The organism is Janthinobacterium pasteuri (assembly GCF_051380775.1).
Taxonomy (GTDB): Bacteria; Pseudomonadota; Gammaproteobacteria; order Burkholderiales; family Burkholderiaceae_D; genus Janthinobacterium.
In genome coordinates, this window is the sequence record NZ_JBNYXS010000026.1 from 22,768 (window position 1) to 42,175 (window position 19,408).

At 62.4% G+C, this 19,408-nt stretch carries 14 protein-coding genes and 2 tRNA genes; 2 read left to right on the forward strand and 14 right to left on the reverse strand.

Translation table 11 applies throughout. The features are described 5' to 3' along the window. Positions 1-3: 3 nt before the first annotated feature. Together ACQ4WN_RS21825 and ACQ4WN_RS21830 are read right to left on the reverse strand one after the other, a co-directional pair. Complete coding sequence (locus ACQ4WN_RS21825) at positions 4-3,366, reverse strand: two-partner secretion domain-containing protein (protein WP_436553414.1); 3,363 nt, start codon at positions 3,364-3,366, stop codon at positions 4-6. Between the two features lie 272 nt (positions 3,367-3,638). Next, positions 3,639-5,645 carry a sensor histidine kinase gene (locus ACQ4WN_RS21830; protein ID WP_436553415.1) on the reverse strand — a complete coding sequence of 669 codons (2,007 nt, stop codon included), beginning with the start codon at positions 5,643-5,645 and terminating at the stop codon, positions 3,639-3,641. A gap of 81 nt (positions 5,646-5,726) precedes the next feature. Between ACQ4WN_RS21830 and ACQ4WN_RS21835 the strand changes: the two genes are divergently transcribed. Beyond that, a complete protein-coding gene (locus tag ACQ4WN_RS21835; protein ID WP_436553416.1) occupies positions 5,727-6,410 on the forward strand; it encodes a response regulator transcription factor in 684 nt (227 codons plus the stop codon). A 2-nt stretch (positions 6,411-6,412) separates the two neighbouring features. Here the strand turns inward: ACQ4WN_RS21835 and ACQ4WN_RS21840 are convergent, their stop codons facing one another. The 9 genes from ACQ4WN_RS21840 to hisC all read right to left on the reverse strand — a co-directional run bounded on the left by ACQ4WN_RS21840 (position 6,413) and on the right by hisC (position 16,089). Further along, on the reverse strand, positions 6,413-7,174 hold the full coding sequence (locus ACQ4WN_RS21840) for a TSUP family transporter (RefSeq protein WP_436553417.1): 762 nt from the start codon (positions 7,172-7,174) through the stop codon (positions 6,413-6,415). A gap of 1 nt (position 7,175) precedes the next feature. Continuing rightward, positions 7,176-8,177 (reverse strand): phosphate acetyltransferase, encoded by a 1,002-nt coding sequence (pta, locus tag ACQ4WN_RS21845; protein ID WP_436553418.1) that lies wholly within the window; start codon positions 8,175-8,177, stop codon positions 7,176-7,178. A gap of 129 nt (positions 8,178-8,306) precedes the next feature. Continuing rightward, entirely contained in the window at positions 8,307-10,061 is a 1,755-nt protein-coding gene (gene xsc, locus ACQ4WN_RS21850; protein ID WP_436553452.1) for a sulfoacetaldehyde acetyltransferase, read from the reverse strand. A gap of 301 nt (positions 10,062-10,362) precedes the next feature. Beyond that, positions 10,363-11,373, reverse strand: coding sequence for a porin (locus ACQ4WN_RS21855; protein WP_436553419.1), 1,011 nt, complete (start codon positions 11,371-11,373; stop codon positions 10,363-10,365). Positions 11,374-11,480: 107 nt separating this feature from the next. Then, complete coding sequence (locus ACQ4WN_RS21860) at positions 11,481-12,296, reverse strand: thiazole synthase (protein WP_436553420.1); 816 nt, start codon at positions 12,294-12,296, stop codon at positions 11,481-11,483. Between the two features lie 130 nt (positions 12,297-12,426). Next, positions 12,427-12,822, reverse strand: coding sequence for an FAD-dependent oxidoreductase (locus ACQ4WN_RS21865; protein WP_436553421.1), 396 nt, complete (start codon positions 12,820-12,822; stop codon positions 12,427-12,429). Positions 12,823-12,838: 16 nt separating this feature from the next. Further along, positions 12,839-13,903 (reverse strand): YeiH family protein, encoded by a 1,065-nt coding sequence (locus ACQ4WN_RS21870; RefSeq protein ID WP_436553422.1) that lies wholly within the window; start codon positions 13,901-13,903, stop codon positions 12,839-12,841. A gap of 204 nt (positions 13,904-14,107) precedes the next feature. Then, positions 14,108-14,977 (reverse strand): NAD(P)-dependent oxidoreductase, encoded by an 870-nt coding sequence (locus ACQ4WN_RS21875; RefSeq protein ID WP_436553423.1) that lies wholly within the window; start codon positions 14,975-14,977, stop codon positions 14,108-14,110. A gap of 56 nt (positions 14,978-15,033) precedes the next feature. Further along, positions 15,034-16,089: a histidinol-phosphate transaminase gene (gene hisC, locus ACQ4WN_RS21880; RefSeq protein WP_436553424.1), complete on the reverse strand. Its 1,056-nt coding sequence runs from the start codon at positions 16,087-16,089 to the stop codon at positions 15,034-15,036. A 250-nt stretch (positions 16,090-16,339) separates the two neighbouring features. On the opposite strand from hisC, the gene ACQ4WN_RS21885 reads away from it, so the two are divergent. After that, positions 16,340-17,095: a matrixin family metalloprotease gene (locus ACQ4WN_RS21885; protein ID WP_436553425.1), complete on the forward strand. Its 756-nt coding sequence runs from the start codon at positions 16,340-16,342 to the stop codon at positions 17,093-17,095. Between the two features lie 177 nt (positions 17,096-17,272). On the opposite strand, the gene ACQ4WN_RS21890 is transcribed toward ACQ4WN_RS21885, so the two are convergent. The 3 genes from ACQ4WN_RS21890 to serS all read right to left on the reverse strand — a co-directional run bounded on the left by ACQ4WN_RS21890 (position 17,273) and on the right by serS (position 19,320). Further along, positions 17,273-17,362, reverse strand: a tRNA-Ser gene (locus tag ACQ4WN_RS21890). A 501-nt stretch (positions 17,363-17,863) separates the two neighbouring features. Next, positions 17,864-17,953: transfer RNA gene (locus tag ACQ4WN_RS21895), tRNA-Ser, on the reverse strand. Positions 17,954-18,030: 77 nt separating this feature from the next. Then, complete coding sequence (gene serS / locus ACQ4WN_RS21900) at positions 18,031-19,320, reverse strand: serine--tRNA ligase (RefSeq protein ID WP_436553426.1); 1,290 nt, start codon at positions 19,318-19,320, stop codon at positions 18,031-18,033. Positions 19,321-19,408: the final 88 nt, after the last annotated feature.

Below are 19,408 nucleotides of genomic sequence, written 5' to 3' on the forward strand. Positions count from 1 at the left end.
CCATCATTGCGCCACGCCTTCGGCCACGGGTGCCGCAGGCGCCAGGCGGATGCCGCCGTTGACGACGCGGATGCGCGTAAAACCGGCGCTGTCGGTGCCACCGACGGCGGCCAGCAAGGTGCCGGCAGCCGGCGTCGGCTGCGCCTCGTCGGCCACGGCAATGAGCAGCAGGCCGCCGACCTGACTGGCAGTACCATCGGGCGCGCTGCCGGCAGCCACGCCCGGCAGGAGCGGTGCCGCCAAGTTGGCCGTCGTGCCCGCCGGCACATCGTTGGTGCCTGTCGTGACCTGGCGTTGCGCCAGGCGGATCGCATTTTCCAGCGAGGGATCCGGCGCAATGTTCAGGCTGCTATTGTGCGCCGTGACCACATAGTTGCCGTTGGCCAGGCCGGAAGCGTCGATGGCGTAGCTACCCACCTGTTCGCCCGCCGCGCGGCGCAGCGCACCGTCCAGGCTGTCGCCATCCACCAGGCTACCGCCCGTTACCTGGTACGTCAGGCGGGGGTCCGCTGCGCCATACACCTTGCTTTTCGTATCGGCCGTCACGGCGATGGCGCGCGCTTCGATACTGGCGCTGGCGCCGCTGCCCAGTACATAATTGCCGTTCGACAAACTCAAGGTGCTGGTGTCGAAACCGCTGTAGCGGCCGGCGTTGCTGCCGCTGACGCGGACCGTGCCGGTGACGCCGGGCGCGCGGTCTCCATTGACCAGGCCCGACAGGACAAAGCCCGCATTGAAGGTGGCGCTGCCGTCGTACGTCTTGCTGACGGCCACGTCGAGCACGCGCGGCGCGACCGTCCAATACACGGGGCCGCCCGGCGTCAGGGTATAGCCCGTCTTGCCCAGGACGAGGCCCGTGTCATAGGTGATCGTGTACACGCCGGCCGACGAGGTGGCGGTAGGCGCGCCCAGCCACGAGATGGTGCCGCTGGCACTGGCATCGGTGACCGACTGGCCGCCGCTCAGAGCGTCGTACAGCGCATAGTTAAAGACGGGCACGTCGCCGTACACGCTGCTGCCCGGGGTCAGGCGGATGTAGACGGGCTTGGAGGCATTGCCGGCGGCATTGTCGACCGAGGTAATGGCATCGTTCAGCTGCGCCACGGGCGCGGCCGCATAGTAGACGGACATGCCGCCGGACTGGCCCGGGGCCAGGTCGGCCGCGCGCAGGAACATGGCGTAGCTACCGTCCGTACGGCCCGAGGCCACGGAGGTGGTGCGGGGATCCTGCACGATGGCATTCGAGAAGGCGCAACACCGGCTATGCACGGTGTCGACGCCCGCCGTCGTGGAATAGAACAGGATGGCGGAGCCGGACGTGGTGCTGTCCGTTTCCGTGACCATGATGGCATTCGACGCGTTCTTGCCATCGGTCAAAGGTGCAAATGCGCCCGCGACGATATTGCCCTTGATCTTGTAGTTGGCGTCGGAGGAACCGATAAAGTCATCGCCCGTGCCCAGCCACATGCGCACGTTCGTCAATGGCGTTTCGCTCAGGTTGGTGAGCCGGCTATCCATGTTGACGAAGGAATCGCCCGTCTTCAGGGCATAGGTATGCGTGACGCGTGCCGACTGGTTCAGGGTGCGGAAAGTCAGCGTGCCCGACGTCACCACCGTGCCCTGCCCCTCCTGGTAGCCGGCGATATTCAGGGAGCGGCTGCTCAGCGCGGCCGAATAATCGCCGCCCGGCATGCCTGGCATGCCGCCTATGCCACTCCTGCCATTAGCGATCAGCAACTCGCCATTCGCATTCCACGACGTGCCGCCATCGCCGCCTGCCGCCACGGCAAACTCGAAGGGCCGGCCCAGAGTCAGCTGGTACCAGCCATTTCCGTCGGCACTGGTATTATCAAAGTAAAACGGGGTTTTCAGCAGGCCATCAGCCGTGAAGGAATCCTCGTTGCCATCGCCGAAACGCACCTTGCCATTGTTCAGCACCAGGTTGTTCACCTTGCCCGCGCTGCCTTTTTGCCAGGTGAAGGCGCCGGACGAGGGGATATTCACAGCCACGCCTGCCGCCACCTTGTAGCCGCTGCCCGCGCCATCGGCCGTGGCGTGGCCGTACTGGTATGCCAGCGCGCCGCTGCCCGTCGCATTCAGGTTCGCATTGATGTTGATGTTGCGCTCGGCAATCAGGCTGAGTTTGTTGGCCGACCAGGTGATGGCGTCATTCACGTGGATATCGCCATTGCCCCCCGTCGTGCCCATGCTGCTGGTCATGATGGCGAAATTATTGCTGGCCAGCGCATTCGACACCTCAGCCCCCGTCATGTTGCCGCCGTTGGCAGCGACCGTGAAGTCGTTCGGATCGATCAGCCAGGTACCGGTGGCGCCGCGCGGCGCGACCGTACTGACCTGCGCGGCGCCGATGGCAACGTGGTTCGCGCTCGTTTCGATGAAACCGCCGTCGCCGCCCTGCGGCGCACTCGCGTCGAGCTTGCCAGCTACCCTGACGCTGCCGCGCTCCATGTCGCCCAGCAGCACGATCTGGCCTTTTTCGCCCGTGGCCAGGGTGTGCGCCTCGATCACGCCCGTATTGTTGATGACGCTCGTCGTCAGCTCGCCGGCCGCCTTGGCCGTCAGGAATACGCGCCCCCCGTCGGCCTGGATCGCGCCGCCATTCTCGATCAGCGTGTCGAGCGCGCCCTGCGCGACTTGCAGCTTGATGGGCCCGCCCACGTCCAGCGTGACCTGGCTGCCGGCCCCCATCAGCACGCTGCCGCCGCGCGCGGCCAGCGTGCCGCTGTTGACGATGCGGGCCGCGATCAGCGCCACATAGCCGCCGTCCGCCGCGCGGATCGTGCCTTCATTGACGATGCTGCCGCCGCCCTTGCCGCTGAAGACATGCTTGTTGCTACGCAAACTCGTGCCATCCACATCCAGGGTCGAGGCCACCAGGCCGCCCACGTTGACCTGCGCCGTGCGGCCAAACAGGATGCCGTTCGGATTGATCAGATACACCTGGCCATTCGCGTTCAGGCGGCCAAGGATTTGCGAACCATTGCTGTCAAGAATGCGGTTGACGGCCAGCGCACTGGCCGATGGCTGGACGAAATTGACGCTTTCCTGGCTGCCGATATTGAAGCTGGACCAGTTCAGCGTGGCCTGCTGGCTCGCCTGCCGCACCGTGGTCGTGCCGCCGGACTGGCTGATGGTGGCCGTGCCCGCCACTACCTTTCCACCCGCAGGCCCGGCACAGGCGGGCCCGCCCAGCGCCAGCGCCCCGATAGCCGCCACGGCGGCGGCCAGCCTGCGGCGCGCGCCCTTGCCGCGTCCGCGCGACGTCTCGGCGACGGCAACCCAGGCATTCAGGACGTGGCTCCAGACGAGCCGGTAAATATGGTTGAGTGATGCGTGACGATGCATGCTGTAAATCCTTGTCGGTGTGGAGGGGGGACGCAGCCGCGCGCAACCCCTATCTCCGGCAGGAGGGGGACGCTCACGGATGGGGAAACGGCTGCGCATGCGCGATACGGCAGCCCGTCTCTCCCAGACGCCATTTCTGTTGCCTTGTGCTACATAGTCATAGCCAAAAGCTACAGAAATTTCTTGGGTGAAATATAACAAAAATTGCAGATTTGTAAGTGAGCAAACCTGAGCAATTCCCGACTGAATCAGTCGGGAATGTCATCATGAAATCAGGCCGGCAGGTACAGCGAGAAGCTGACGATGCCGTCGCTACCTGTGCGTTCCAGCGTAACCTGGCCACCGTGCAGTTCGGCGATGCGCCGCACCAGGTACAAGCCCAGTCCGGCTCCAGGCTTGTGCTGGGCGATGCGGCCACGGAAGTATTTCTGGAACAGGCGGGGAATCTCATCGGCGGGCAGCGCGTCGCCGTCATTGCTGATGGTAAAGTCGATGCCGCCACCGGCGCGCATGGCCGCGTCGAAACGGATCGCCTGCGCCTGCGGCGCGTGCCGGTCAGCATTGCTGAGCAGGTTGCGCAGCGCCACGCGCAGCAGGCCGGGGTCGCATTGCAGGCGCTCGGGCAAGCCGCGCAGGCTGGCCTCCACCCTGCCTGCCGGCCACTCGGCCAGCAGGGACGCGATCAGCGCCCATGGCTCGCACCACTGGGGGCGGAAGGTGGCCGCGCTCGTTTCCATGCGGTCTGCACTCAGGTACTCATCGACGAGGGCGGCCATGCGGCCGCTGGCCTCGCGCAGGTTCTGGCAGCGCTGCAAGGTTTTGTCCCACGACGCTTCGGGATTGCGGGCGATTTGCTGGGCCGTCGTATTGATAATGGCCAATGGCGTGTGGAATTCATGCGACACCATGGCAACGAAATCCTGCTGTTCCTCGCGCGTGCGCGTTTCCACTTCGAGCGCCGCGCGTAGTTCGCCTTCGAGCGCGGCGCGCCGGCCGATTTCCTGCCGCAGGGCGGCCGTGCGCAGCGCCACCTGCTCTTCCAGCCGCTCATTCATGGCGCGCACGGCGCGCACGGCTTCGGCTTGCGCCTGATCCTTGGCGCGGCGCAATTCCGCATAGCGCCGGTTGAGGCGCAAGCTCATCAGCATCATGTGGACAAACGCCCCCAGCGTGGCCGCATGGTTGGTCCAGAAGTTCGGTGGCAGCACGGCCATGTTACGCAGGAAGCTGACCAGCACGCCCGCGTAAAAAATGCCGAATATCAGCAAAAAGGCGCGCGCCGGACGGTGGCCCCGCATGGCCAGCCAGGTGGCCAGCGCCACGAAAATGGCGATCAGCGGCAGCGCCGCGCCCTGCACCACCAGCACGCCGGCGGCATACTGGCCGGACAGCACCAGCAAGGTAGCGACCAGGGCGGCGCCGGCCGTGACGCCGACCACGCCGCGGCTGAAGCGCGGATATAGGGCGGGCAGTTCCAGCTGCAAGGTCGAGAAGCGGGCCCCGATGACGAGGGAAGCGGCCATCGACACCCCGAGCAGGGGATCGGAAAGCCAGTTGGGCATGCTGAAAATCTGCTGTGGAATGGCGATCGTCAACGCTTCCGTGATGGCATTGCTCAGTACATACAGCAGGTACCAGCCGCTGTGGGCTTCCCGCGTCATGCGCCAGAAAAAGATGTGAAACAGGATCAGCAACAGATAGCTGCCGAACTGCAAGCCGTAATACAGGTATTCGCGGCGCGACGCATCGTCGAACGCCGAGCGCGGCCACAAGGTCAGTTCCGTTGACATGGCTTTCTTGCTGTGCAGGCGCAACAGCCAGCGTTCAGTCGTGCCATCATGCAGGCGAAATGGAAACACCACCTGGCGCGCATCGACGGGCCAGGCACCGCGCGCCACGTCCGCCCCGGCCGCCTGCAGGGTCCATTGTCCCGCCGCATCCTGTCGGTACAGGCGCACATCGTCGAGCACGGCGTTGCTGAAACGCAACACCCACTCCTCGGGTGCATGCGCGGCGCGCGCCACGTCCAGCCGCAGCCAGACGGCATCGTCCGTGTAGCCAGCACTGACGGCACCCGGCAACGCACGCCAGCCGGGTACCGCCAGCACCGTACCCGGGCCCAGCGTACCACCCGGCTCGCGCAGCATCAGCATGTGACCGGTGACGGACACCGCTTGCCCGCTTTCCGGTAGCACCAGTGGGGACGGGACAGAGGCGGCCCACGTGACCAGCGGGCACATACTGGAAGCGAACAAGAAAATGGCAAGCAGGATAGTCATGGCGGCGCAGCTTATCATAGGCAGATCAAGGCACTGACAAGTTGCCTTCACGCCACTTGGGCGATCGGTTATCCTTGCGCCATGCTGAACCTTATCCTGCTTGAAGATGAAGCCGTCCTGCGGCAAGAACTGACTGAATTTCTTGGCGACTGCGGTTATCGCGTGAGCGCCGTCGCCGACCTGGCCAGCTTTCATGGTTGCTACCAGCCCGCGCAGCACCGCATCGCCGTCATCGACCTGGGCCTGCCCGATGGCGACGGCTTGGAACTGGTCAGGGCCCTGCGCGCGCGGGATCGCCAGCTTGGCATCGTCGTGTTTACGGCGCGTGGCACGACGCCGGACAAGATCAGCGGCTTGGGCGGCGGTGCCGACTACTACCTGCCGAAAAGCACCGACCTCGACGAGCTGGCCGCCACCCTGGCCGCATTGCAGCGGCGCCTGGGCGAAGCGCAGGCGCCGGCCACCTGGATACTCGAACTGAGATCACGCCGGCTGTTGCCGCCGGGCTGCGGCCCTATTTCCCTGTCGCAGCAGGATGCCACCGTACTACAGGTACTGATGGCCGAGCCGGAACGCATCGTCAGCCGCCAGCAGATCGTGCAATCGCTGGGCGAGGATTTTCTCGACTACGACCAGCGCCGCCTCGATACGCAGATCCGCCGCCTGCGCCGCAAGACGGAACAAGCCACGGGCCTGCCCCTGCCCATCAATACGGCGCGCAACGCCGGCTACCGCTTTTTCGCCGACGCCGCCGTGCGCCCCTGAGCCTAGGCCAGCAGCCGCGGCACGGCCGCCGCCATCAAGGAAAGGCCGATCAAGGTCAGCACGGCAAACGCGATGCGGCGCATGCCGCGCTGGGCGATCGGTGGCGGGTAGCGCTTGCCGGCCATGGTGGCCAGCACGCCGACAGGCAAGGCCAGCAGGCACAAAAGTAACACTTTCGCATCGAGCTGGCCCTGGCTACCCGCCATCAGCGAGCGCCCGCCCGCGCTGATGGCGAACAAAAAAATCAGGCTGTAGCGGATGGTGGCCAGGCTCATTTCCTGGCGGTAAAACTGGTACACGAGCGGTGGCCCGGCCAGCGAAAACAGGCCCGCAAACAGACCGCCGCACACGCCGCTGATGAAGAAGCTGCGCTTGTCGGCCGCGCCCGGTCCCGGCGGCGCCTGCAGCAGGATGCTGACGCCGCCATACACGATGGCCGCGCCCAGCAGCAGCTTCAGCAAGGGCGCATATGCCTGGTCCAGATATCCCAATAACAACACGCCGGCCGCCATGGCCGGCAGCAAGCCGATGCTGGCCGCGCGGATGGCGCGCCAGTCCAGGTGGTGCAAGGCGCCCGGCAAGGCCACCAGGCAATTCGCCAAAGACAACAGACTGACGAGGGCCGCCAGCGCGGGCACGGACGCCAGGCCCAGTCCGCTGGCCACGCCCATGACGATCATGCCCAGGCCAAAGCCAGTGACAGTCTGGAAATACGTGCCCACCGCCACCACGCCCAGCAGCGCCAGCACGGGCAGGCTGAACAACTCAGCGCCCACCCTGGGCCTGCACGGATGTGACCGCGATCACGTTATACACATCGTCGGCGCTGCAACCGCGCGACAGATCGTTGGCCGGCTTGTTCAAGCCTTGCAGCAAGGGGCCGATGGCGACGGCGCCGCCCATGCGCTCGGCCAGTTTGTAGCCGATATTGCCTGCATCGAGGTTCGGGAACACCAGCACGTTCGCGCGTCCGTTGACGACGGAATCCTTGACCTTGCGCTGGGAAATCTCGGCCACGATGGCCGCATCGAGCTGCACGTCGCCATCGATGGCCAGCAGCGGACGCTGGGCCTTGACCCGGTCCGTGGCTGCATGCACCTTGTCGACGGCCGCGTGATGGGCGCTGCCGCTGGTGGAAAACGACAGCATGGCGACTCGGGGCTCTTCCATCAGCAAGGCTTGCGCGCTGTCGGCGGCGGCCATGGCGATGTCGGCCAATTCCTCCGCCTTCGGATCGACCACTAAAGCGCAGTCGGAAAAAATGAAACCGCCCTTGAGGCTGTGGAAAGGTTCGCACAGCATCATCAGGAAAAAGCTGGACACCAGCTTGAAGGCCGGATCGACGCCGATGATCTGGATGGCGCTGCGCACCACGTCGGCCGTCGTGCGCACGGCTCCCGCCACGCAGCCGTCCGCGTCGCCCAGGCGCACCATCAGGTTAGCGTAGCACAGCGGGTCTTGCACGGCGAGCCTGGCCTGCTCCACCGTCATGCCCTTGGCCTGGCGCAGCACAAACAATTGCTGGGCATAATGTTCCGACTCCTCGGAAGTGGCAGGGTCGACCAGGCGCACGGCGTCCAGGTCCAGCGCATGTTCGCGCGCCAAGGCCAGGATGACGGCCGGCTTGCCAACGATGGTGATATGCGCCAGGCCTTCGGCAGCTGCCCGCGCGGCCGCCTGCAGCACGCGCGCATCGTCGCCCTCGCACAAGACGATTTTTTTCGGCACGGCGCGGGCTTGGGCGATGATGCGGTGCATGGCTTTCATGGCGACTCCAATTCGGTAAAAAAAGTACCGGAACCATGCAAGCATGAGGCATGAAGAATGAACCATGGTTCCGGCACATAAAACCCGGCAAGCCGGGGTCATACAAGGATCGGGCAGACTGCTGACTGATTACACGTAGTCTTTGTACTTGTCCAGGTGACGCACAGGTTTGCTCAGCGCATCACGGCGGAAGGGGTCGCCCAGTTCGCGCGTGCACATGATTTCGATGATGGTGGTCTTGCCTTCATTCATCTGCATATCGATCGCCTTCTTCAAGGCCGGACCCACATCTTCCAGCTTGTCGACCGTGATGCCTTCGGCGCCCATGGCGCGCGCGATTTCCGCGAAGCTCTGGTTGTCGAGTTCACCCGCGACGAAGCGGCGGTTGTAGAAATCGACCTGGTTTTTCTTTTCCGCGCCCCACTGGCGGTTGTGGAACACCACGGCCGTCACGGGAATGTTGTGGCGCACGCAGGTCATCGTTTCCATCAGGCTCATGCCCCAGGCGCCGTCGCCCGCATACGACACGGCCGGACGGTGCGGTGCGGCCACTTTCGCGCCGATGATGGTTGGAAACGCATAGCCGCAGTTGCCAAAGCTCATCGCCGCAAAGAAGCTGCGCGGCTTTTCAAAGCGCAGATAACTGTTCGCCACCGAGTTGATGTTGCCGATGTCGGTCGACACCATCACGTCTTCCGGCATGGCTTTTTCCAGCTCGCGCAAGACCTGGCGCGGGTGCAGGTAATTGCCCGGCTCTTTCTTTTGCTCTTCGATCATGTCCAGGCTGTACGCATCTTTCTCGTGCGTCCAGTTCGTCAATTCCTCTTCCCACGCGGCCTTTTCCGCTTGCACGGTGGCATAGCGCTCGTCGCGCGTCGCATCGCAATCGAGCGTCTTGCCATCCAGGCGAGAAAGAATCGCTTTGGCGGCCGCCTTGGCGTCGCCGCAAATGCCCACCGAAATCTTTTTCACCAGGCCCAGCATCTTGTTATCCGCATCGATCTGGATGATCTTGGCGTTCTTTGGCCAGTAATCCATGCCATGCTGCGGCAGGGTGCCGAACGGTCCCAGGCGCGAACCGAGGGCGATGACGACGTCGGCCTGGGCGATCAGTTTCATCGCTGCTTTTGATCCTTGATAACCGAGCGGGCCGCACCACAGCGGGTGGCTGGCGGGAAACGAGTCATTGTGCAGATAGCTGTTGACGACAGGGGCGCCCAAGCGTTCGGCCAGCGCCTTGCATTCTTCGATCGCTTCGCCCATGACCACGCCGCCGCCCGAGATGATGACGGGGAACTTGGCCCTGGCCAGCAGTTCGGCCGCATCGTTGAGGCTTTGCTCGCCGCCGGCACCACGGTCCAGGCGGTTCGGTTTCGGGATTTCCGCCTTGATTTCGCCATAAAAATAGTCGCGCGGGATGTTCAATTGCGTCGGGCCCATTTCCGACATGGCGCGGTCGAAGCAGCGGCCCGTGAATTCCGCCATGCGGGCCGGATTGGTCACGTGGCCTTGATATTTCGTGAATTCCTCGAACATCGGCAGCTGATTCGCTTCCTGGAAGCCGCCCAGGCCCATGCTCATCGTGCCCGTTTCCGGCGTGATGATGACGACCGGGGTATGCGCCCAATAGGCGGCAGCGATGGCCGTCACGCAATTGCTGATGCCGGGGCCGTTCTGGCCGATGACCACGCCGTGGCGGCCCGAGACGCGGGCGTAACCGTCGGCCATGTGGCCGGCGCCCTGCTCGTGCACGACGGGAATCAGCCGGATGCCGGCGGGGGCGAAGATATCCATCGGGTCCATGAAGGCCGAGCCCATGATGCCGAACATATCGGTCACGCCATTGGCGGCCAGGGTTTCCACGAACGCTTCGGAAGGCGTCATCTTTTGCGGGCCTACTGGAGCAGGAGGATTCACTGCGGCAGCGGCGGCGGCTTTTTGGTCGGACAAATCGGTCATGGCACAGTCTCCTTACGGTTTTATGAAAAATCGGTATATTTTGTTCCGATATTTGAAATACGTGTTCAATTTAACGGTTGCGAAAAGCGCTGTCAATGAAAATTAATGAAAAATCGGACTGTTTCATTCCTGAATCCGGAATCCGTGCATGTGCACCACTGCTGAAACAACAATGGCGGACTATCCGCAACAGACAGCCCGCCATCGATACCTGCTGCGCTGCGCCTTAGAACTTCAGGCGCATGCCGGCCGTGAAGGCGCTCGAGTTATGGCCCGGCAAGGGCACACTGCCGCCGCTCGATGCGTCGCCAACGAAGTTGGTGCCCGCGCCATCGTTGCTGATACGTCCGTACGAGGTGTACAGATTGGTGCGCCTGGACAAGGCATAGGTATAGCCGATGGCCAGCTGGCGCCCGCCGCGGCGTAGGTTCGTGCGGTCATCCTTCTTGATGTAAGACGCCATCACGCTGCCCGCCGCGCCCACGGGGGCCGACACACCCAGCATGACATCGCGGAAATCCGTGCCCGCATCGTCCTTGTCCGTTTCATACGCGGCGTGCAGCTTGGCGGGGCCGAAGTCGTAGGTACCGCCCAGCAAGGTGACTTTCGCCGTATTCAGCGGCGTGTCCTTGCGGTTGTCGTGCGCCAGGGTCAGCACCAGCGGGCCGTTGGCGTAATCGATGGAAAAGTCGATGGTGCGGCCCAGGGTGTTGCTGTCCGGCTTTTCGCCGAGGCCAAGCATGATGGCGGCCGACAAGCCGTTCACTTTCGGCGTTTCGTACATGATGGCGTTTTTCGTGCGCAGGCTGGCCGCGCTCATCAGGTTAAGCGAGGCGCCCGTCAGGCCCGTCTCGAAGGGGTCGATATTGTCCAGCGCAGTGAACAGCGGGTTGTGCTGCAAGCCGATATTCACGGCGCCGAAGTCACCGGACAGGCCCACGTAGGCCTTGCGACCAAACAAAGCGCCCTGGCGGTTGGCGCCCGTATCGAGGTCGAGGCCATTTTCCAACAGGAAATTAGCCTTCAAGTTGTTGCCCAGGTCTTCCGTGCCCTTGAAGCCGATGCGGCTGCCCGACTGCACGCCGGTGGCCAGCTTGGTGACGGAGCCTTCCGCGCCACCGTGTTCGGACGTCAGGCCCGCGTCGAGCAAGCCGTACACGGTGACGGACGATTGGGCGCTGGCGCTGCCGGCGACGAGTGTGGCCAGGATGGCCGCCGCTACGAGTGTGTGTTTCATGTCATCTCCAGGTATTGTGGTTTTTATCGTGCGTTCTTCAAGCAAAAAATCAACAGAAATCAACAGGAATCAACAACGGTGCTGCACGTTGCACTAAATGCGGCGGCTCAGGCGATCAGCCCGGCCATCGGCGACGAGGGCGAGGCGCGGATAAGCGCTGCTCTCCGGGGCATGCGTCCGGCCAGGTAAGCCTCGCGTCCACCCTGCACTGCCAGTTTCATGGCGCGCGCCATGCGTATCGGTTCGCGCGCCGCCGCGATGGCGGTATTCATCAGGATGCCGTCGCAACCGAGCTCCATGGCGATGGCCGCGTCCGACGCCGTGCCGACACCGGCATCGACCAGCACGGGTACCGTGGCTTGCTCGATGATCAGCGACAAGTTCCACGGATTCAAAATGCCCATACCCGAGCCGATCAGTGATGCCAGCGGCATGACGGCGATGCAGCCGATCTCTTCCAGCATGCGCGCCTGGATGGGGTCGTCGCTGCAATACACCATCACCTGGAAGCCATCCTTCACCAGCTGCCCTGCCGCCTTCAGGGTTTCCGGCATGTTCGGGAACAGGGTCTTCTCGTCGCCCAGCACTTCCAGCTTGCACAGCGGGTGGCCGCCCAGCAGTTCGCGTGCCAGTTGCAGGGTGTAGACGGCGTCGCGGGCGTTGTAGCAGCCGCCCGTGTTGGGCAGAATCGTGTATTTCGACGGTGGAATGTAGTCGAGCAAATTCGGCTCGCCCTTTTCCTGGCCAATATTGACCCTGCGAATCGTGACGGTGACGATCTCGGCGCCGCTTTCTTCGATGGCGAGGCGCGTTTCCTCGAAATCCTTGTACTTGCCGGTCCCCACCAGCAGGCGCGACTGGTAGGTGGTGCCGGCCAGGGTCAGGCCGGTCGGTGGTTGGCTGGGGGTGGCGTCGTCTCTCATCGTGGTGCTCTCCTAAGTTGAACCAAAACGGCATCTTGCCGGGGGGATTCGCCGCAAAACGCAAAATCGACTTCGGGCCGTCGTCCCGACACGAGGTCGGCCAGCGCCCTGCCCGCGCCGCAGCCCATGGTCAGCCCAGGGTGCCGTGGCCCGTGTTGCGGAAGAGCTGGCGGTAGCGTCCCTGCGCATCGATGCATTCCACGCCCGTGATGCGTTCTCCATCCGCCAGCAAGCGCGTCACCGTCGTGCCAAAGCAAAAATCCACGCCGGCAGCGGCCGCGCGCGCGGCCAAGGCCGTGGTACACAAATGCACGTCGCCCGATTCGTCGCTGGCCGTGAAGTCGCCGCCGACAATGCGGCGGCGCGCGTGGCGCAGGGCCGGTTCCAATCGGATCACTTCGTCGGCGCTGACCGTGTTGCGCGGGCAACCCAGCTCGCGCAAGAGCGCGGCACCCGCCTGGCACAAATACCAGGCCGATGCCGTGCCGACCACGCCGGCGCCGAGGACGAGGACGAGGATCTTCATGGCAGATGGCCAGGAATCAGCGCACCAGCAGCACGGCGATGGCGACAAAGGCGGCGATCCAAACCGTTTCCATCACCAGCATGATCACGGGACGCCAGCCCAGCGAGGCCAGCGACTGGAACGAGGTTTTCACGCCCAGCGCGGCAATGGCGATGACGAGACAGGCGCGCGAGGCATTGTTGATCCAGCCATTCACTTCCTGCGGGATCAGGCCCAGGCTGTTGGTAATGACGAGCCAGACAAAGCCGATCAGAAAGAAGGGCACGAGCGGCGGCGCATCGACTTCGCTCTTGCCATCCTTGCGCTTGAACATGATCGACAGGCCCAGGACGACGGGCACAAGGCAAGCCACGCGCGTCAATTTGACGAAGGTGGCCACGTCGCCCGTATGGTTGCTGACCAGATAGCCGGCGCCCACCACTTGCGCCACGTCATGGATGGTGCCGCCGATGAACACGCCCGCTTCCGTGGGGTCAAAGCCCAGCAGCTTGACCAGCAGCGGGTAGACGATCATGGCCAGGGTCGACAGCGAGGTCACGCCCACCACGGTCAGCAGGGTGAATTTTTCATTTTCCTTGGTTTGCGGCAGCACGGCCGAGATGGCCAGCGCAGCCGAGGCGCCGCAGATGGCCACGGAACCGCCCGACAAAATACCTTCTGTGATGGGGCGTTTCAGCCACTTGGCCAGCAGGTAGCCGAAACCCAGGGTGGCGATCAAGCCGCCGACGACGATCAGCAGGGGCGTCACGCCGACCGAGGCGATCTGGTTGAAGGTGATGCGCGCGCCGAGCAGGGCCACGCCCGTGCGCAGCAGCACTTTGCTGCAAAATTCGATGCCGGGCTTGCAGGTGGGGTCGGAGGCGAGGAAGTGGAAGGCCAGGCCGAAGAACAGCGCGTACAGCAGCTGGGGGCCGCCGTAATTACTGGAAATAAAGGTGGCCGACAGGGCGATCACCAGCGCGATGGCCACGCCGGGCCAGCTGCGCAACACAGCGCGGGGGCGCCAGATGGCAACGGCGGAAGACAGGTAGGGAATGTTCTTGTCGACAACGCGTGTTATCGCTGAGGAGTTGGTTTTCATGCGGGTCCGCTCATAATGTTTTAAAAATTGGGACATTTCATCTCGTTTTTTAATAATACACGATGAGCTAACGAAGTCCATGATTTTCCATGAAAATCGAAACCGGATGTTCCGGAAACTGACGTTTTATGGTTGATGCGGGCGTAAACGACGAGCGGCGCGGCCCTTTGCAGGGACGCGCCGCTCAAGTGTCGTTGTGACGATCTATTTCTTGCTGAGGCGGGTGATCAGGCTGGACGTGTCATAGCGGTTGCCGCCCGCCTGCTGCACTTCGCCATAGAACTGGTCCGTCAAGGTCGTCACGGGCAAGTCGCTGCCGTTGCGCCTGGCTTCGGCGAGGCAGATGCCCAGGTCCTTGCGCATCAGGTCGACGGCAAAACCGAAGTCGAACTTGCGTTCGATCATGGTCTTGCCCCGGTTTTCCAGCTGCCACGACTGCGCCGCGCCCTTGGAAATGACGTCGACCACCAGGGCCGCATCGAGGCCCGCGTTTTCCGCAAAGGCAATGCCTTCGCTGAGCGCTTGCACCAGGCCAGCGATGCAGATCTGGTTGACCATCTTCGTCAACTGGCCGGAACCGGAAGCACCCATGTAGGTGACGGCGCGCGCGAACAGCGCGATGACGGGTTCTGCCCGCGCATAGGCTTGCGCGTCGCCGCCCACCATCACCGTCAGCTTGCCATTTTCCGCGCCCGCCTGGCCGCCAGACACGGGCGCGTCGAGGAAGAACACGCCCTGCTCTTGCGCCGCAGCGTGAATGGTGCGCGCCGCTTCGGCCGAGGCCGTCGTGTGGTCGATCAGGACGCTGCCCGGCGCCATGGCGGACAGCAAGCCGCCTTCTTCCAGGATAACTTGATACAGGTCGTTATCGTTGCCGATGCAGGTGAAGACGAACTCGGCGCCTGCAGCGGCTGCGGCCGGCGTGGCGGCGCTGCTGCCCTTGTGCTGCTCCAGCCAGGCGGCCGCGCGGGCTGGGTTGCGGTTGTACACGGTGACGTCGTGCCCGCCCGCCGCCAGGTGACCTGCCATGGGGAAACCCATGACGCCCAAACCGATGAATGCCACTTTTGCCATATTGTCCGCCCTGTCGATGAATGAATCCGATTATTGTTGCATTACCTTGCACAAGTTCAAAGCACTTCACGCAATGCGGTCATCAAGGCTGCACACTCTGCCGTGTTGCCGATGCTGATGCGCAAATACTGGCTGATGCGCGGGGCATTGAAATGGCGCACGATCACGGAACGGGCGCGCAAGCCGGCGGCCAGTTGCGCCGCATCATGCTGCGGGTGGCGGGCGAAGACGAAATTGGCCACTGAGGGCAGCACCTCGAAGCCCAGCGCCGCCAGGTCCGCCGTCAGCTGTTCGCGGCTGGCGATGACGGCCTGGCGCGTCTGCTGGAAATACGCTTCGTCGCGCAGCGAAGCGACGGCGCCGGCCAGCGCCAGCCGGTCCAGCGGATACGAGTTGAAACTGTTCTTCACTCTTTCCAGCGCCTCGATCAGGTCCGGATGCCCGAAGGCACAGCCCACGCGCAAGCCCGCCAGCGAGCGCGATTTCGAGAACGTCTGCACCACCAGCAAGTTCGGATAACGCTCGACCAGGGCCACGGCGCTCTCGCCGCCGAAATCCACATACGCTTCATCGACCACCACCACGGCATCGGGATGCTCGCGCAGCAAGGTTTCCACGCCGGCCAGCGGCAAGTCCACGCCCGTGGGCGCGTTGGGATTCGGGAAGATGATGGCGCCGCATGGGCCCTGATAGTCTTCCGTGCGTATGCGCATGGCATCGTCGAGCGCTACCGTGCGGTAATCGATGCCGTACAGCTTGCAATACACGGGATAGAAGCTGTAGCTGATGTCCGGAAACAGCAGGGGCGCATCGTGTTTGAGCAAGGCCATGAAGGCCAGCGCCAGCACTTCGTCGGAACCGTTGCCGACGAACACTTGCGCGCTGGTCAAGCCGTGGTAGGCGGCCAGGGTTTGCTTCAGTTCGCTGGCTGAAGGATCGGGGTAGAGGCGCAGGGTGTTGTTACTTGCTTCGCTCAGCGCGGCCAGGACGTGTGGCGATGGGCCGTAGGGATTTTCGTTGGTATTGAGTTTCACCAGGTCGGGCAGTTTGGGTTGCTCGCCCGGGACGTAGGGGGTCAGCTCGCTGACGATGTTGCTCCAGAATCGGCTCATTGCACGGGAATCGTTAAAGTGGGATGGGGGACGCTGTAGGGTAACACAGCACATAGGACGCATCGACGGCCCGGGCGCGGAGATCAGATCGGAAACACTTTAGTTCCCCTCTTTGAGTACCATCATCAGGCAATTCGATACCGATCAAGAAGACCGTTCCTTCATAAGCTATGCAGACACGCATAGTACAAACTGCATGCAGCGGTAAGGGCAATTTACTTGGCAGGGATATTGAAAAGGAACCCCATTCATGTCTTCGATTATTATTTTGCAAAGCACAAAAGAACTCGCACCGGAAGCCGACACCTTGTTTCACGTTTTTGGTAAGGATCGAACAATCGTGTGCGATACGGACCGTCGCGGGTACGAATACCCGGGCAGTGCATCCCCCCTTGATCTTGCGGTTGAGGCATCCGAGGGATTCATTCCCCTGTGGGCCAAAGGCACGATATTGCGCTGGCGCGTACAAAAAAGGGGCTTGAGCGATTTCGTTGATCCTGCCGGCGTCGTTCAGGCCATACGAACGCTGTTTGGCGAAGCCATCGTCGCCTGGGGAGATGCGGTACCAATCAAATTCACGGAAAACGACGATTTATGGGATTTTGAGATCGTCGTCAGAAATTCAGACAACTGCCACATTAACGGATGCGTCCTGGCAAGCGCGTTTTTTCCCGATGGCGGAAGGCATGAGTTCGTCGTCTATCCCAAAATGTTCGCGCAAAGCAGGAAAGAACAGGTTGATACATTCATCCATGAGACAGGACACATCTTCGGGCTGCGCCATTTCTTCGCTAACATTTCAGAGAAGAAATGGCCATCCGAAATTTTTGGTACATGTAGTCCATTTAGCATCATGAATTATGGCGATGACAGCACACTGACAGAGACAGACAAAAACGATTTGAGACAACTATATGAATCGGCGTGGAGCGGCAGGCTGACGGACATTAACGGAACGCCGATCCGGCTGGTGCAGCCCTATCACGTTTCCGGTTTGATGCTGTAGGACGATGGGATGGAAGATTCGGAGAGTCCCTCGCAAACATGCGCGAAGCTTCGAATCCCCCGCGCAGGGTAAGGCAGGGAATTCGCAGGGCACGGCCTTGCGCCTACCGAACGAAGTACTCTTCTCCGCCGCCACAAATAAAAAAAGCTCCCTTTCGGGAGCTTCTTCTATGTATTCTGGCGGAGAGGGTGGGATTCGAACCCACGGTACGATTTAACGTACGCTTGATTTCGAGTCAAGTACATTCGACCACTCTGCCACCTCTCCGTTTACTGCGGTCTATTCGTTCAAACTGGCGTGCCTGTTTGAACGAGGCGCTATTTTAGCATGGGTGTTGTTGGGTTGGGTAGGGGTTTTATTGGCGATTTGCAACTGGGGGCTGGCAGCCAAACCAAAAAACCAACTGGACGATTCGGAGAGCCTCGCGCGAGTACGCGCTCGTCTTCGAACCTGCCGCCTTGGCGCACGCGTCAAAACCAATTGGACGATTCGGAGAGCTCCGCGCAAATATGCGCGGAGCTTCGAACCTGCCGCCTTGGCGCACGCGTCAAAACCAATTGGACGATTCGGAGAGCCTCGCGCGAGTACGCGCTCGTCTTCGAACCTGCCGCCTTGGCGCACGCGTCAAAACCAATTGGACGATTCGGAGAGCTCCGCGCAAATATGCGCGGAGCTTCGAATCCCACGCGTACGCCCCGCAGGGGGCGTACTCCTCTGCGCCGGCACAAATAAAAAAAGCCCCCTTGCGGGAGCTTCTTTTATTTGTTCTGGCGGAGAGGGTGGGATTCGAACCCACGGTACGATTTAACGTACGCTTGATTTCGAGTCAAGTACATTCGACCACTCTGCCACCTCTCCATTTGCTGCGGTCTTTTCCCGCATTGCTGCGAGAAGGCAAGATTATAGCAGCCCTCGGCGAAAAGAAAAGGACTATTTTAAGCCTTCAAATGCGTCAGACCACCCATGTACGGACGCAGCACTGGCGGGATTTCGACGCTACCGTCCGCTTGCTGGTAGTTTTCCAGCACGGCCACCAAGGTGCGGCCCACTGCCAGGCCGGAGCCGTTCAGGGTGTGCGCCAGTTCCGGCTTGCCAGCGGCATTGCGGAAACGCGCCTGCATGCGGCGGGATTGGAAGGCTTCGCAGTTCGACAGGGACGAGATTTCGCGGTAAGTGTTTTGCGCCGGCAACCACACTTCCAGGTCGAAGGTCTTGGTGGCGCCAAAGCCCATGTCGCCCGTGCACAGCGACATCACGCGGTATGGCAGGCCCAGGCGTTGCAGGATGCTTTCCGCATGGCCGACCATTTCATCGAGCACCTGATACGAGGTGTCCGGGTGCACCACTTGCACCATTTCCACCTTGTCGAACTGATGCTGGCGGATCATGCCGCGCGTGTCGCGGCCATAGCTGCCCGCTTCCGAGCGGAAGCATGGCGTATGGGCCGTCATTTTCAGGGGCAATTGATCGAGCGCCAGGATTTCGTCGCGCGCGATGTTGGTCAGCGACACTTCCGACGTGGGGATCAGGTAGAAGGTCTCGCCCTCGCCTTCCGCGCCGCCCTTTTTCACCGAGAACAGATCGGCTTCGAATTTCGGCAACTGGCCCGTTCCGCGCAGCGAATCGGCGTTGACCATGTACGGCGTATAGCATTCCGTGTAGCCGTGCTCGTCCACGTGCGTGTTGAGCATGAATTGCGCCAGCGCGCGGTGCAGACGGGCGATGCCGCCCTTCATGACGGAGAAGCGCGAACCGGTCAGCTTGGTCGCCACTTCGAAATCGAGGCCCAGCGGGGCGCCCACGTCGACGTGATCCTTGACTTCGAAATCAAAGGTGCGCGGCGTGCCGACCTTGCGCACTTCCACGTTGCCCGACTCGTCCTTGCCTACTGGCGACGATTCGTGCGGCAAATTCGGCACGGCCATGATGAAATCGCTCAACTTGGCTTGCACCAGGGTCAGGGCCGCTTCATCGGCTTTCAGTTCATCGCCCAGGCCGGCCACTTGCGCCATCACGGCCGAGGTGTCTTCCCCCTTGCCTTTCAACATGCCGATTTGCTTGGACAGCGCGTTGCGTTTGCTCTGCAGCTCTTCGGTGCGCGTCTGGATCGCCTTGCGTTCGGCTTCGAGGGCATTGAAACCTGCCACGTCGAGCTGGAATTTGCGCGTCGCCAGGCGTTCTGCGACGTTTGCGATGTCTTTACGGAGAAGTTGGATATCTATCATGGGTGGATGGCGGTGCCGATGTATCGAAAGCACTCATTGTACCAAGACCCGTTCAGTTCTTTATGAGTTTTGCACATGGCTGGCCATC